Here is a 14,127-nt window from a genome sequence, read left to right on the forward strand (position 1 = left end):
GCCAAAAGTGAACCGTCCTATAGTTAGGACGGCACAGTTAATACCTGTATGTTAGCCTATGATACAAAATGGGTATTAGTGTATGTCCCATCTTAAAATTATAGAAAAAAATGTCTGTTTTGTGATTTAAGTCTTCGTTCGACAAGAACATGAGGTTCAGGATAATGACGTCTGCTCATCAGCTCCAGCTCTTGATCAGTGATATTGTGCTTGACTACGACAAAATGGTACATGATTTCATGCACTACATTTGCTTGAAGGGTCTTTAGTATTTCTAGTTCTTCAGTTTCGTAAAGCGGATCTTCATAAGGGTGTTGATAGAATAACTCCATCCGCAGCAACCGATAATCGAAGGGTGGTGCGGGTACAGGGTAGTCTGGAATAGCTGGGCATACTGGACCGGATGGGGGTTGGAAGAAGGATCCTGTAAAATGCCGGGGGGTATATTCGTCAAACTTCTGCTTAAAGGAAGGATTGGACATATGGGCAAAGCTGTGGGCATAGGGTGCTAGAATGCAAACAACTGCTTTATGGATGCTAATTCTGTGAATTTCCGCCATGGCTGCGAATAAATTGTCCACATAAGGCAGTACACGGCTAGCCATAACAAACTCAGCGCTATTGTCAGGGAGAGGAATCTCTTGGCAAATATCACAGACAATATCTACAACAGGACCCGCGATCCGATCGATCCCGAGATAACCTGCTTCCTTATTAGATCCACAGCCGATATCGATTTTCAAGGGGCTCACTCCTTTGGGATAAATCAGGCTCACACTATTGTATTAATACCGCTGTAGCCTGCATCCGACGGATGCCTAATAGAGGCTGGAAGTTATCTAAAATTACTTCATATGAAACTTTCATAGAGTGGTTAACGTTATAAGAGTATACTTATGAAGATGACTTTGAAAATAATCGCCACATAGAGGAGGCACTCAACATGAAAAAACAACGTTCATTACCCGCCATAGCAGCGATTGCTGCCTTAACATTTGCCTTAACCGCTTGCGGTGGGAATAATTCGGCACAGACTTCAGGAGAACCGACTGCAACACCTTCTCCAACTCCAACCGAGAGCGCAAGCACAGCTGAGCCTACAGAAGCTCCAAGCACTCCCGTACCTACTGAGAACCCAAGTACAGCCACACCAACCGAAAATCCGAGCACAGCTAAACCTAGTTCTACTCCAAAAGCTGAAGGAAAAACAATAAAAATGACGGCCGTTTATATCGGACAAATAGATAGTCATTCCGTTGAGATTGCGACAAAAGAAGGTCCAACCGCTTTTGAGATTTCAGCTGGAATGGAGAGTATACTTGATACTTTGAATTCAGATGATTCCGTAGTTATTGAATACGTGGAAAAAGCAGTGGAGGGCGATCCGTCCGTCAAGCAGCGTGTGCTGACAAAGCTGGCTCTAGCAAAATAATTGAATGTATTGATTTGCAAGTAGAGGGTGTCTCAGCAATCATATAGTGGTTGCTGGGACACCTCGTATTTTTTAAGCATAGTTCTTGCTCAAAACACTAGACTTTGTTTGATCAATCACAGTCCGCATACCTAGCTGCATCATTATGGATTAGGAGCCACACTATTGGATCTAGCTGCACCACTATGGATATAGCAACCCCACTAACGGAACTAGTAGCACCACTATGGATATAGCAGCCCCACTATTGGATCTAGCAGCACCACTATGGATCTAGCAGCCCCACTAACGGAACTAGTAGCCCCTATATTGGACTCAGCATTATCGGACCCAGCAGCCCTAAAACGCAGCTTTTCCCTACATTTAATTCGCTATCGGACCCAGCAGCCCTAAAACGCAGCTTTTCCCCACATTTGGTTCGCTATCGGACCCCATCGCAGCTATTGCCATAAAAAACGCCCAATAGGATCCTTTTTCGATGCAATAGCGTCACTGGGGTCCGAAACTGTGCTCCAAAGGGCGAAAATCCGTAAATAACGTCATCTGAGTCCGTGAGCCGCGGATGACGGGGAAAACTCAGCATCATCGGACCCAGCAGCCCTAAAAAGCAGCTTTATCCGACATTTGAATTGCTATCGGACCCAGCAGCTCTTAAACGCAGCTTTTATTCACATTTGGTTCGCTATCGGACCCCATCGCAGCTATTGCCATAAAAAGCGCCAAATAGGATCCTTTTTCGATGTAATAGCGTCACTGGGGTCCGAAACTGTGCTCCAAAGGCGAAAAAAACGTAAATAACGTCATCTGAGTCCGTGAGCCGCGGATGAAGATGAGGACTCCCCAATGCAGATTTTGGATTCATACATAAATAAAGGTATCCTCACAACCCGCTCAAAGTTGTTGGGATACCCTTTTTAATGAAGTTAGCATGTTTAAAAGAAGCTTAAAGCGTTCCAGCATTGACTAGGAAGGTTGTAATAAGCAGCATAAAGAGTAAGATAATAACACCATTGACTATTGTGCCAATAATGCCAAACACCTTGCGACGTTTCCGAATGGAAAGCCCAATGATGCCGATGACTACACCGATTACATTAAGAGCAGCCAGAATAATAACCGTTAATCCTAGAAGCATTATGAATTGCGAGGACTGGCTTAATAGTTCGGAATTCTCATTAACCAATGAAGAAGACTTCATTATAATAGAGATAAAGATGGCTGCATAGCCGATGATCGACACGAGACAGATAATGAACGAAGCAATACCAGGTCCAGAATGTTGAAGATCATGTTCTACTTTTTGATGCGTAGATGATAAATCAGCGCTTAGGTAATCCGGATGAGGATTGGGATTTCCCACCTCTGCCGCAGGTACGTCTGATTTTGACAGAGAATTTAAGTCCATGGTTTGCACTCCTTGAGAGATTAGAATGAAAATGTTGTTAATATCCACTTTTTCATATTGATGCTAAAAAAGCAACCCCTGAATGAGGCAAAATAAAAAATGACTGCTGGAAATAGGAACTGGCATTACGTTATGATAGAATGAGTCTAAAATTAAGGGGGTGTAATCATTTGCAACGGAAATTTATGGCCTGGGGGGCTGTGCTAGCAATGCTGGCAGTAGGAATTGGTGCTTTCGGTGCCCATCTACTAAAACCAGTGATCAGTGAAGACTATATGAAGGTATATGAGACTGGTGTGCAGTATCACTTGGTACATGCGCTGGGGGTAATTCTCATCGCACTGGCTGTGGGCCAATGGGGCGAAAGTGCCCGATTACGTTGGGCGGGCCGATTGTTAATTGCAGGTACCATTTTGTTCTCTGGCAGTTTGTATGTTCTGAGTATCTCCGGAATTAAGGTGCTAGGAGCGATTACACCTATCGGTGGGGTATGCTTTATAATTGGCTGGTTATGCCTTGCGATAGAGGGATTTTCACGTAAAACGTCGTCTTAGTTGTTAAAAAAAGAAAGACCAATAAGCACCTGTTCCCCAAAGAGGGAGGGTGCTTATTGGCTTGTAACGCATGCGCTTACAGAAACTCGTCGATTTCATTTAGATTAAAGCTGTACACCTGCTTCTCATCCACATGGTAGACACTTATAGAGTTGGCTGCTTCATCAAAGTTTAAAATACGACAGGGCATGGACACTTGTTTCCCGTACCGGTTCGCTCGTAAACGTACCAATTGATTATTCTGAATATACTGACGAATCTTCCCGTATGCATCAGCTGGCGTCTCAATGGCCGTTTGCTGTGCAGGCGTTTCTGCCTGTTTTTTTATCGGTGTATCCAGCTGCTTCTTCGTAGATTTTGGAGGCAGCTTTAATGAAATGGGAGGAGCAGAGTTTTGATTCAAAGCTAGTTTAGCGGAGCGTAGCAAGCTGTCAATGGTTCTCCCTAATTCAAGACCGGAGTTAATGTTGAAATCTGTGATATGGTCATTATTGTTCAACATTTCGAGCAGAAATTGCAGTGCAAGCGGGTTGGTACGGGCATTAATCAGGATGTCGACGTTAAATAAATAATTGCCGTCTGTGCGTTGTAGTTTCTCGTCCATAAATCCCCCAGCTTTTCGTTTAGAACATCTCTGAATGGTTACAGGAATGTAATTAACTATAACATTAAACATGCAATATTCATATACCCAGGACTACTGGAATAGGGACTATTATACTGCATTTTATACTAGGCATAGGACTACCGTCAGCACACCCACAGGAAAATTAGCATACATATACAACGTGGATAGTGAAAAAAAGGAGGTGCTGCTATTGGTTACTATGGAGCCTATTACAGTAGGTGAACATACGCTGATCGGGGTAGAGGTTAAGCTTCCCAAAACTACACTGCTCTCCATCAGCACGAACCGAGGTTATATTATGTGCGGTGCACTGGATGTCGGTCTCCTCAATGAAACACTTAGTGATCGGCATATCATCGCAGCTCGTGCGGTGGGTGTACGGACGCTTGCCCAGCTTTTAGCTGCCCCGTTGGAGTCTGTAACGATAGAAGCAGAGAGTCTTGGCATCGTACCAGGTATGACGGGTGCGGAAGCGTTACTTCTTATGGTCTGACCGGAAAATTTAACAATTCCAAACAAACGGGGCTTAGGCCCTTTTTGTTTGTGTGCAAGTATTCACATTTAAGCATAATCGGGTGTGTCTTTGCTCATGCTAGTACAAATAAAGGTGTTATGGAAGGCTTCTCCTTGTTTCGTATTACAGGTAAAAGGGTAAATTAAGAATAGACAAGTTACTACCGGACGAAGGAAATAGTAACCGGTAAATATAATGGATAAGGTAGGGATCATCTCATGGCTAAAGCATCGAATAAAGTAAATACAACTTCACTGGAACAGATCATGAATCGTCAGGTTGCTAACTTAAATGTCCTGTACGTAAAAATTCATAACTTTCATTGGTATGTCAAAGGAGAACAGTTCTTCTCCCTTCATGTGAAATTTGAGGAATTATATAATGAAGTAACCCTTCACATGGATGAAGTAGCAGAACGCTTGCTAACCATCAAAGGCAGTCCGGCAGCAACATTGAAAGAATATTTGGAATTAGCTACAATTCAAGAAGCTACAGGTAAGGAAGATACACGGGGAATGGTTCAGTCTCTGATTGAAGACTTCGCCACCATCTCTGAAGAGCTGACAGAAGGCATCGAGCTTGCCGAAGAAACCAAGGATCAGCCAACCTCAGATATGTTCATTAAAATCCGTAGTGATCTGGAGAAACACCAATGGATGCTACGTTCGTTTCTTAGCTAATCATTAAGCAGTTTGAATAAGGCTTCCTGCGGGAAGTCTTATTTTTGCGTAGTCTTATGTTTAATGAAAATCTTCTCTGAGTCACAAGTGATTAGCTAAAGAGAAATTTGTAAAAAAACAAGGTTTGATATAAAATTAGTGAGAATCATTGATAATCATTGTGATTCAATTTATAATAATTATAATGTGATAGAAAATCTAATTGTGCTGGGAATCAGGATTATCCTGTTTCAATACAACTTTTGATTTCGCAAATCGATCAATGGAGGGAATAATATTATGGCAGCAGAATTTGTCATTGAGGGTCTTAAAGCGACGATTGAGGGAAAAGAAATTTTGAAGGGGATTAACCTTCAAATGAAAGGTGGCGAAATTCACGCCATCATGGGACCAAACGGTACAGGTAAAAGTACTTTGGCTTCGGCGCTAATGGGTCATCCTAAATACGAAGTAACTGATGGAACTGCAACTCTAGATGGTGAAGATCTTCTGGAGATGGCTGTTGATGAACGCGCACGTGCAGGTCTTTTCCTTGCAATGCAATATCCAAGCGAAATCTCTGGAGTAACTAACTCCGACTTCTTGCGTTCTGCCATTAATTCCCGTCGTGAAGAGGGAAGCGAAATCTCGTTGATTCGTTTTATTCGCCAAATGGAAGCAAAGATGAAAGAACTAGATATGAACCCTGAGTTTTTACACCGTTACTTGAACGAAGGCTTCTCCGGTGGTGAGAAGAAACGTAATGAAATTCTACAAATGATGATGCTGGATCCAAAAATCGTGATCTTGGACGAAATTGACTCCGGTCTTGATATTGATGCTTTGAAAATTGTAGCTGAAGGCGTAAACTCCATGCGGAGCGAAGAACGTGGCTTCTTAGTTATTACCCACTATCAACGTCTTTTGAACTACATCAAACCTGATTATGTTCACGTTATGATGCAAGGTAGAATCGTGAAATCCGGTGGTCCAGAGCTTGCACAGCGTCTGGAAGCAGAGGGTTATGAATGGATTAAAGAAGAACTCGGAATTGAAGATGAAACTGTAGGGCAAGAAGCGTAAGAAACGCCAGGAAGGAGGAGACCACTATGACGACACAGACCATTCTTCCGGTGGATGCCGAACGCTTGAGCGAATTATCGCACAGCAGCGGCGAACCGGGTTGGCTGAAAGAAAGCCGCTTGAAGGCACTAGAATTGGCAGCTACTCTGACACTGCCTAAATTAGAGAAGACACGGATTGATCGTTGGAATGTCAATAATTATGGTAGCTATAAAGCAAGTGAACCTTTTGCTTCGCTAAGTGATGCACCTGCATCTATTTCTTCCTTGATCAAGGATCAGGAGGAAGGCAGCCTGATTATTCAACGCAACTCTGGTGCAGTATATACACGTATCGCTCCTGAGCTTGCAGAACAGGGTGTTATTTTTACAGATCTACAGACAGCTGTTAAAGAACACGGAGATTTGGTTCAACGTTACTTGCATAAAGCCATTCAGCCAGACGAACATTCTATCGCAGCGCTTCATGCTGCATTGTGGAATGGTGGAGTATTCCTCTATGTTCCTAAGAATGTTGTTATTGAAACTCCGCTTCAAGCAGTGCTGTTAACGGATGATGCGGAAGCGACTTTTGTTCCACACATTCTGGTCGTAGCTGATACTAACAGTTCCGTAACCTATGTAGACAACTACGTATCGGATAAAGAAGAAGCTGGACTACACAATGGTGCGGTAGAGGTATTCGTGGGCGCTGGCGCTAAAGTTCGTTATGCTACAGTGCATCAGCTTGGTGTAGATACTACAGATGTAACTTATCGCCGGGCTGTTGTTGAGAATGACGGAGTCATCGAATGGATCGTTGGTGAGATGAACTACGGAGATACTGCGAGTGATACCAAGTCTGTGCTTAAAGGCAACGGTTCTAGCTCCGATGCTAAAGTAATTGCAGTAGGTACGGGATCACAGAAACTTAATTACACCACTCAAGCTCAGCATTTTGGCAAAAGCACACCAAGTGACATGATCACTCGTGCAGTTATGCGTGATTCTGCTACATCTATCATCAACGGAATCACCAAGATTGAGAAAGGTGCTACTAGAGCGGACGGCCAGCAAACGGAAAAAGTATTGATGCTGAGTCCAAAAGCCCGTGGTGACGCCAATCCGATCCTGCTTATTGATGAAGATGATGTTACAGCCGGCCATGCCGCTTCCGTAGGACAGGTCAATCACGAGCAAGTCTTTTACCTAATGTCCCGCGGAATTACACGGCATGATGCAGAGACTCTGATCATCTACGGCTTCTTGGCTCCTGTTGTGTCACAAATTCCACTGGAGGGACTGCGCAATCAGCTCCAATCTCTTGTGGAAAGGAAGTTAGTGCAATGATTAGCAACGCCATCCGGGAGCAATTTCCCATACTGAACCAAAATGTGAACGGACATCCACTGGTCTATCTGGACAGTGCTGCTACTTCACAGAAGCCTCGGAAAGTAATTGAGGCGGTCAAGTCGTATTATGAGTGGGATAACGCCAACGTACACCGTGGCGTCCATACTTTAGGCAGCCGAGCAACCGATGCCTACGAGGGAGCCCGGGAGAAGCTAGCTAAGTTTATTAACGCCCGCAGCACTAAAGAAATTATCTTTACACGCGGAACAACTACAGCCTTAAATCTTGTGGCCTCTTCTTACGGACCCTCTGCTGTGGGTGAAGGCGACGAAATCGTCATCACCTTAATGGAGCATCATAGTAATCTGATTCCATGGCAGCAGCTCGCTAAGAAGACCGGTGCTACATTAAAATATATACCGTTGCAACCTGATGGAACGGTTACGTTGGAAGCTGCCGAGCAGACGATTACGGATAAAACCAAAATCGTTGCTATCGCTTATGTATCCAACGTTATGGGAGTAACTCATCCTATTAAAGAGCTTGCGGCTATTGCTCATCGTCATGGTGCAGTAATTGTCGTAGATGGTGCACAAAGCACACCACATATGAAGGTCGATGTGCAGGATCTGGATTGTGATTTCTATGCACTATCTGGTCATAAAATGCTCGCACCCACCGGAATTGGCGCTTTGTATGGCAAGAGAGCACTTCTCGAAGCCATGGAGCCCGTCGAATTCGGTGGCGAGATGATCGATGATGTGGGTCTTTATGAATCCACATGGAAAGAACTGCCTTGGAAGTTTGAAGGCGGTACGCCGATCATAGCTGGTGCTGTTGGTCTAGGTGCAGCCATTGATTTCTTACAAGAAATCGGTTTGGATGAGATACACCGCCATGAGAAAGCTCTTGCAGCGTATGCAGAGCAACGTCTGTCAGAGATCGAGGGTCTGAACATTTATGGTCCTCGAAATCGAGAAGTCGGCGTTGTCACCTTTAATCTGGGTGACGTTCACCCGCATGATGTCGCTACAGTGCTAGATGCGGAAGGCATTGCCATCCGCGCCGGGCATCACTGCTGTCAGCCGCTGATGCGCTGGCTGGAAGCCAGCTCTACAGCACGTGCAAGCTTTTATCTGTATAATAACGAGCAGGATGTAGATCGACTGGTGGACGCTTTAATCAAGACAAAGGAGTACTTCAGCTATGAACTTGGATGACTTATACAGACGCGTAATTATGGATCATTATAAAAGTCCTCGAAATCGCGGTTCATTTGAAGATGATGCTCTAAAAATTGAACTGAATAACCCAACCTGTGGTGACCGGATTACTCTTCAGCTTAAGGTAGTGGATGGAATCGTAAAGGATGCCCGTTATAATGGTGAAGGCTGTTCGATCAGTATGTCATCGGCTTCGATGATGACTGAGGCGATCAAAGGACAAACGGTTGAACGTGCGCTTGAACTGGCTGATAACTTCTCCTTACTGATGAAGGGTGAAGACGTGGATTTTGGAGATTACGAAGACATTGAAGCCCTTTCGGGTGTGAATAAATTCCCTGCGCGGATCAAATGCGCAACACTGGCTTGGAACGCACTTCGTAAAGGAATTGACGAAGAAGAGCAACATAAATAACAGTAGAACAAGGAGGCTGACACCATGGCTAAGAAAGCGCCTGATATGGAAGAATACCAGTACGGGTTCCGTGATGAGCATAAATCGATATTCCAGTCTGGTAAAGGTTTGACGGCCGAAATTGTTAAAGAAATTTCAGCAATCAAAAATGAACCACAGTGGATGCTTGACTTCCGCTTGAAATCTTTGGAGCAGTTCCGTAAAATGCCAATGCCAACATGGGGCGGCAATATGGATGATTTGGACTTCGAGGATATTCAATACTATGTAAGACCTTCAGAGAAGCAAGGGAAGACTTGGGAAGAAGTTCCTTCCGAAATCAAAGAAACCTTTGATAAGCTGGGGATTCCGGAAGCGGAACAGAAGTTCCTCGCCGGCGTTTCGGCACAATATGAATCTGAGGTAGTCTATCACAGCATGCAGAAGAGCCTTGAAGATCAAGGGGTTATTTTTACAGATACCGACACTGCATTGCGTGAGCACCCAGAGCTTCTGAAAAAATATTTCGGGACGATCATCCCTCCAACCGATAATAAGTTTGCCGCACTTAACAGTGCAGTTTGGTCAGGCGGCAGCTTCATCTATGTTCCTAAAGGTGTGAAATGTGAAGTTCCTTTGCAGGCTTACTTCCGTATTAACTCTGAGAACATGGGACAATTCGAACGTACTTTGATCCTTGCTGATGAAGACAGCTTCGTGCACTACGTAGAAGGATGTACTGCTCCAATCTATAGCACGAACTCTCTGCACAGTGCGGTTGTTGAAATCTTGTGTATGAAGAACGCTCGCGTTCGTTATACCACAATCCAGAACTGGGCTCCAAACATCTACAACCTCGTTACGAAACGTGCGGTTGCAGAAGAGAATGCTACTATGGAATGGGTCGATGGTAACATCGGTTCCAAGCTGACCATGAAATACCCTGCGGTTGTTCTTAAAGGCCGTGGTGCTAAAGGTTCAGTACTATCCATCGCGGTAGCAGGTAAAGACCAGCATCAGGATGCGGGTGCCAAGATGATCCATTTGGCTCCAGATACAACATCTACCATTGTATCGAAATCCATCAGTAAACATGGCGGTAAAGTAACTTACCGTGGTCTAGCTTCCTTCGGCCGTCAAGCAGAAGGTGCGAAATCGAACATTAAATGTGATACGCTGATTTTGGATAATGAGTCCACTTCGGATACTATTCCTTACAATGAAATCATGAACGATAACATCGTTCTTGAGCATGAAGCAACCGTGTCTAAAGTTTCTGAGGAGCAACTGTTCTACCTGATGAGCCGTGGCCTCACAGAAGCAGAAGCGACTCAAATGATCATCATGGGCTTCATCGAGCCGTTCACAAAAGAACTGCCGATGGAATATGCGGTCGAAATGAACCGTCTGATCAAGTTCGAGATGGAAGGTTCTATCGGTTAATAAGAGCGCTTATGAATGGAGGCTTGTCCTCCCAACGCTTATATTTCTTCAAAGCATCCGTAGATATTTTTCTACGGATGCTTTTTTATTGGCACAATTGAAAAAATCCCCGAATGCTCCGGGGACACACCTTTAATATTTTCAATTATCCATTTCCGGCAACGGCAATTCCACTGAAGGATCTGGCTCCCAGAGATGCCGTTCTAATCGCTGATGCTACAATGGTGTATTGGATCTGGCCGGTAAGCACATCGGTTGAAGGCGGATAGTCGACAGTGGTGATTCCAACCATTTCATATTGGGTCGTTGTATTATTAATGTTTCCGGGGTAGGTTGTACTAAAAATTAATATATTATTGCGGTAAATACTAAAAGTAACATCATTCTGAACTATAATGCTGACATCAACACTAAGTCTGGCAAAAGCATTCAATGTGACTCTCACTAAGCCTGCATTTGCAGGTGTAACATTTACTGTCTGAAGTCCAATGTCACCGAAAATTGCACTTGAACGAACTAAATTAAGACTTTGTGCATCCATAGTGCTGCCCTGTGAAATTCGCATATCAAGAAACTGTATACTCATCCTATTCACCTAACCTCTCATTGTAGATTTTATATTTTATGAGAGAAAGAATAGAATGGCGCCAAATCATTGGCGGTTTTTTTTATATATAGTAAAGGTTACAGTTTTGCCAGATCATTCACTTCTTTACTAAAAGCCTCTGAATATTGATTAAATTTACCTGCATCAAGTTTTAAGCTGTTATCGTTTGCTTTTGGAGGTGTCTCCTGGATCTGTTTATATAAAAGATCAATTTCTGGGGAAAGCTTGGCCCATATTTTTTTTATAGAATCATACTTAATATCTAACTCGTTCATATATGTATCGTATTCTTTTTTCTCTTCCATGGCTTTGCCAAGCTGTTCGATCGTAAAGTCAATGTCCATGCTCGCTCCTGTACTGCTTGTACCACTTCTAGTGTATGAGATAACATCTACAAACCCCACATTCCAAATGTCAGCAATAACAAAATTGCTTATTTCTCTTAGCATTTTTTCAGGTGAGGGTGCTGTATCAGTTTTTGAGGAGATTTCCCCGAAATTAAACAAGTTTTTAGATTCGTTGATCGCAGTGTTTGCGTCCGTAGGGTTAATGTTATTTGTATTGCTACACCCTGAAAGAAGGATAATGGCGATAATACAAGATAAAACAAGCTGCTTTTTCAATATAGTTCCCCTCCATAATATAAGTAAAAAGTGTTGTATTACTATATTACGGTAAATTGTGGTAAAAGTTTTACATCTGACGCAAATTTAAGACGGCGAAAAAGTGAACTCTTCGTATCCCGAAATAAATTCCAATAATTATGCAAAAAACCGAATAAAGGTCCTCCTAATATTACACGATGATTACAATAATCATGTAGATTCTTAATTCATCAGGATTAAGGAGGAAACACGAGCATTTTAAGATAACGAGGGTCCTTTATATCATGTAGATGCTGCTTTTTTCCGAAATAACCGCAAAAACGCGCAATTCTCCCCTTTGCCGCATTAAATTATGGATGATACACTGCTTAAAGTCACTAAATTGTAAGCGCTAAAAAAAGCTAGCTTACGATGTAACATTTGTTTTATACAAAAAATTGCTTACTAAGTAAGCCTTAAGGAGGAGAGATATGGATGTTCTCAGGCAACTGCGCGGTTATTATCGGGAGAAGCTGCATTTTCTGATTCTTTCGATTATATGTTTGGCCGCTGCAACTGCAGTGGGGCTGATTACCCCCAATTTGTTAAGAAAGCTGATCGATGATGTTATTGTGCCACTTAAGTTTACAGAGGTGCCAGTGCTCGCATTGAGCGTGTTAGCTGTAGTAATAGTAAAAGCATGCCTGCAGTTTGCACATGGATTTTTTGGAGGACGGCTAGGTAACTTTCTTGCATACCGGCTGCGTAATGCTTGTTATGAGAAGCTGCAATTCCTATCTTTCCGTTATTATGATACCGCGAAAACGGGAGATTTGATGTCCCGGCTAACCGGAGATTTGGAAGCGATTCGTAACTTTATCGGTTTCGGTTTTGCTCAGTTGCTGAATGTCTTTTTTATGGTCATTTTTGGTTCGATTATGATGTTCTCACTCAATTGGCAGCTTACTCTAGTAACTTTGATTACGATGCCAATCCTGGCGTTTATTGCGCTAAAATTCGAGTCTAAGATTCACCCGGCCTTTCAAGAGATGCGTCTTGCACTCAGTTCTCTGACAACGGCTGTACAGGAGAATATCACGGGTGTGCGCACCGTCAAATCATTTGCGAGAGAGGCTCATGAAGTAGAGAAATTCTCACACCGCAACGAACGTTATAAGAATAACCAGATTTTTGCCGCTGAGCTCTGGAGTAAGTTTTTTCCGGCGATGGAGTTTTTAGCATCGATCAGTGCAGCTATTCTGCTTGGAGTAGGTGGAACGTTAGTTATTAAGGGGAAAATGTCACTAGGCGAACTGGTTGCTTTTTTCAGCTTAATTTGGTACATCATTGGACCGATTTGGGGTCTTGGATTCCATATTAATAACTATACACAGTCCAAAGCATCGGGAGAACGTGTATTGGAAGTACTTAATCAGAATATTGATGTGAAGGATAAAGAGAACGCCCGTGAACTGGTACCTTCTGAGGTTAAGGGAGATGTAGCGTTTAATCACGTCACATTTGCTTATGGGAACAAAATGCCTGCGGTTACAGACATTGATTTTGAGGCCAAATCTGGTGCGGTTATAGGGTTCCTTGGAGGTACGGGCTCTGGTAAATCGACCATTACACAGCTGATGATGCGTGCTTATGACGTTAATGAAGGCAGCATCACACTGGATGGGATGGACATCAGAGAATACAATGTTCGCAGCTTGCGTTCACAGATCGCGACGGTCTTTCAGGAGACCTTCCTGTTCTCCTCCTCAATTCGCAACAACATCTCCTATGGGTTGAAGAATGTAAGCATGGAAGAAATTATCCGAGCTGCACAACTTGCCAAAGCCCATGATTTCATCATGGAGATGGAAGACGGTTATGACACTGTGGTGGGTGAGCGCGGAATGGGTCTTTCCGGTGGACAAAAGCAACGGATTGCCATCGCTAGAGCGCTGCTTAAGAATCCGCGGATTCTTATCCTCGATGATGCGACCAGCGCTGTCGATATGGAGACGGAGCACGAGATTCAAGCCGGATTCCAAGAGGTCATGAAGGGGCGCACTACACTTATTATTGCCCATCGGATCTCCTCCTTGCGCCATGCGGATCAAATTATCGTCATGAATGAAGGTCATGTACAGCAGCGTGGTACCCATAAAGAGCTAATTGAAGTGCCGGGTCCTTATCAGGATGTATACCGGATACAATATGCTGATTATCTGGCCAGAGCGACCGGAAGAGGGGAGGAGGGAGGCATATGAAACTTGAAG

15 protein-coding genes are annotated in these 14,127 nt (G+C 43.6%); 10 read left to right on the plus strand and 5 right to left on the minus strand.

Annotated elements, in window-relative coordinates; translation table 11 throughout:
• Nucleotides 1-98: 98 nt before the first annotated feature.
• Nucleotides 99-743 (minus strand): methyltransferase domain-containing protein, encoded by a 645-nt coding sequence (locus MHH89_RS30645; RefSeq protein WP_341088764.1) that lies wholly within the window; start codon nucleotides 741-743, stop codon nucleotides 99-101.
• A 200-nt stretch (nucleotides 744-943) separates the two neighbouring features.
• On the opposite strand from MHH89_RS30645, the gene MHH89_RS30650 reads away from it, so the two are divergent.
• Entirely contained in the window at nucleotides 944-1,432 is a 489-nt protein-coding gene (locus tag MHH89_RS30650; RefSeq protein WP_036684361.1) for a hypothetical protein, read from the plus strand.
• Between the two features lie 943 nt (nucleotides 1,433-2,375).
• Here the strand turns inward: MHH89_RS30650 and MHH89_RS30655 are convergent.
• Nucleotides 2,376-2,837 (minus strand): hypothetical protein, encoded by a 462-nt coding sequence (locus MHH89_RS30655; protein ID WP_341088765.1) that lies wholly within the window; start codon nucleotides 2,835-2,837, stop codon nucleotides 2,376-2,378.
• Nucleotides 2,838-3,007: 170 nt separating this feature from the next.
• On the opposite strand from MHH89_RS30655, the gene MHH89_RS30660 reads away from it, so the two are divergent.
• Entirely contained in the window at nucleotides 3,008-3,391 is a 384-nt protein-coding gene (locus MHH89_RS30660; protein WP_036684358.1) for a DUF423 domain-containing protein, read from the plus strand.
• A 76-nt stretch (nucleotides 3,392-3,467) separates the two neighbouring features.
• Here MHH89_RS30660 and MHH89_RS30665 read toward each other — a convergent pair whose 3' ends face one another.
• Entirely contained in the window at nucleotides 3,468-3,995 is a 528-nt protein-coding gene (locus MHH89_RS30665) for a hypothetical protein (RefSeq protein WP_036684355.1), read from the minus strand.
• Between the two features lie 214 nt (nucleotides 3,996-4,209).
• Between MHH89_RS30665 and MHH89_RS30670 the strand changes: the two genes are divergently transcribed.
• The 7 genes from MHH89_RS30670 to sufB all read left to right on the plus strand — a co-directional run bounded on the left by MHH89_RS30670 (nucleotide 4,210) and on the right by sufB (nucleotide 10,666).
• Nucleotides 4,210-4,512: a YunC family protein gene (locus MHH89_RS30670; protein WP_036684352.1), complete on the plus strand. Its 303-nt coding sequence runs from the start codon at nucleotides 4,210-4,212 to the stop codon at nucleotides 4,510-4,512.
• 239 nt (nucleotides 4,513-4,751) lie between these two features.
• Nucleotides 4,752-5,213 (plus strand): Dps family protein, encoded by a 462-nt coding sequence (locus tag MHH89_RS30675; protein WP_036684350.1) that lies wholly within the window; start codon nucleotides 4,752-4,754, stop codon nucleotides 5,211-5,213.
• A gap of 279 nt (nucleotides 5,214-5,492) precedes the next feature.
• On the plus strand, nucleotides 5,493-6,275 hold the full coding sequence (gene sufC / locus MHH89_RS30680) for a Fe-S cluster assembly ATPase SufC (protein ID WP_036684347.1): 783 nt from the start codon (nucleotides 5,493-5,495) through the stop codon (nucleotides 6,273-6,275).
• A gap of 26 nt (nucleotides 6,276-6,301) precedes the next feature.
• On the plus strand, nucleotides 6,302-7,603 hold the full coding sequence (gene sufD / locus MHH89_RS30685) for a Fe-S cluster assembly protein SufD (protein ID WP_036684344.1): 1,302 nt from the start codon (nucleotides 6,302-6,304) through the stop codon (nucleotides 7,601-7,603).
• Nucleotides 7,600-8,826 carry a cysteine desulfurase gene (locus MHH89_RS30690; protein WP_076219340.1) on the plus strand — a complete coding sequence of 409 codons (1,227 nt, stop codon included), beginning with the start codon at nucleotides 7,600-7,602 and terminating at the stop codon, nucleotides 8,824-8,826. The genes sufD and MHH89_RS30690 overlap by 4 nt, the downstream gene beginning before the upstream one ends.
• On the plus strand, nucleotides 8,813-9,244 hold the full coding sequence (sufU, locus tag MHH89_RS30695) for a Fe-S cluster assembly sulfur transfer protein SufU (RefSeq protein ID WP_340393803.1): 432 nt from the start codon (nucleotides 8,813-8,815) through the stop codon (nucleotides 9,242-9,244). Before MHH89_RS30690 ends, sufU begins: the two co-directional genes overlap by 14 nt.
• A 24-nt stretch (nucleotides 9,245-9,268) precedes the next feature.
• Nucleotides 9,269-10,666, plus strand: coding sequence for a Fe-S cluster assembly protein SufB (sufB, locus tag MHH89_RS30700; protein ID WP_036684335.1), 1,398 nt, complete (start codon nucleotides 9,269-9,271; stop codon nucleotides 10,664-10,666).
• A gap of 145 nt (nucleotides 10,667-10,811) precedes the next feature.
• On the opposite strand, the gene MHH89_RS30705 is transcribed toward sufB, so the two are convergent.
• Together MHH89_RS30705 and MHH89_RS30710 are read right to left on the minus strand one after the other, a co-directional pair.
• Nucleotides 10,812-11,252, minus strand: a complete 441-nt coding sequence (locus tag MHH89_RS30705; protein ID WP_341088766.1) for a hypothetical protein — start codon at nucleotides 11,250-11,252, stop codon at nucleotides 10,812-10,814.
• A 98-nt stretch (nucleotides 11,253-11,350) separates the two neighbouring features.
• Nucleotides 11,351-11,896: a hypothetical protein gene (locus tag MHH89_RS30710; protein WP_341088767.1), complete on the minus strand. Its 546-nt coding sequence runs from the start codon at nucleotides 11,894-11,896 to the stop codon at nucleotides 11,351-11,353.
• A 452-nt stretch (nucleotides 11,897-12,348) separates the two neighbouring features.
• Here MHH89_RS30710 and MHH89_RS30715 point away from each other — a divergent pair, with 452 nt between their 5' ends.
• Nucleotides 12,349-14,118, plus strand: a complete 1,770-nt coding sequence (locus MHH89_RS30715; protein ID WP_076191071.1) for an ABC transporter ATP-binding protein — start codon at nucleotides 12,349-12,351, stop codon at nucleotides 14,116-14,118.
• The last annotated feature ends 9 nt before the right edge of the window (nucleotides 14,119-14,127 follow it).

Origin of the sequence: Paenibacillus sp. FSL H7-0323, from assembly GCF_038002725.1 — a bacterium.
GTDB classification, from domain to species: Bacteria; Bacillota; Bacilli; order Paenibacillales; family Paenibacillaceae; genus Paenibacillus_AQ; species Paenibacillus_AQ odorifer.

Excerpts from the sequence above, each read along its gene's own strand:
- sufB (WP_036684335.1), top strand. The coding sequence starts at position 9,269 with ATGGCTAAGAAAGCGCCTGATATGGAAGAATACCAGTACGGGTTCCGT.
- sufD (WP_036684344.1), top strand. The coding sequence starts at position 6,302 with ATGACGACACAGACCATTCTTCCGGTGGATGCCGAACGCTTGAGCGAA.
- MHH89_RS30715 (WP_076191071.1), top strand. The coding sequence starts at position 12,349 with ATGGATGTTCTCAGGCAACTGCGCGGTTATTATCGGGAGAAGCTGCAT.
- MHH89_RS30675 (WP_036684350.1), top strand. The coding sequence starts at position 4,752 with ATGGCTAAAGCATCGAATAAAGTAAATACAACTTCACTGGAACAGATC.
- MHH89_RS30655 (WP_341088765.1), bottom strand. The coding sequence starts at position 2,837 with ATGGACTTAAATTCTCTGTCAAAATCAGACGTACCTGCGGCAGAGGTG.
- MHH89_RS30705 (WP_341088766.1), bottom strand. The coding sequence starts at position 11,252 with ATGAGTATACAGTTTCTTGATATGCGAATTTCACAGGGCAGCACTATG.
- MHH89_RS30690 (WP_076219340.1), top strand. The coding sequence starts at position 7,600 with ATGATTAGCAACGCCATCCGGGAGCAATTTCCCATACTGAACCAAAAT.
- sufU (WP_340393803.1), top strand. The coding sequence starts at position 8,813 with ATGAACTTGGATGACTTATACAGACGCGTAATTATGGATCATTATAAA.
- MHH89_RS30650 (WP_036684361.1), top strand. The coding sequence starts at position 944 with ATGAAAAAACAACGTTCATTACCCGCCATAGCAGCGATTGCTGCCTTA.
- MHH89_RS30665 (WP_036684355.1), bottom strand. The coding sequence starts at position 3,995 with ATGGACGAGAAACTACAACGCACAGACGGCAATTATTTATTTAACGTC.
- sufC (WP_036684347.1), top strand. The coding sequence starts at position 5,493 with ATGGCAGCAGAATTTGTCATTGAGGGTCTTAAAGCGACGATTGAGGGA.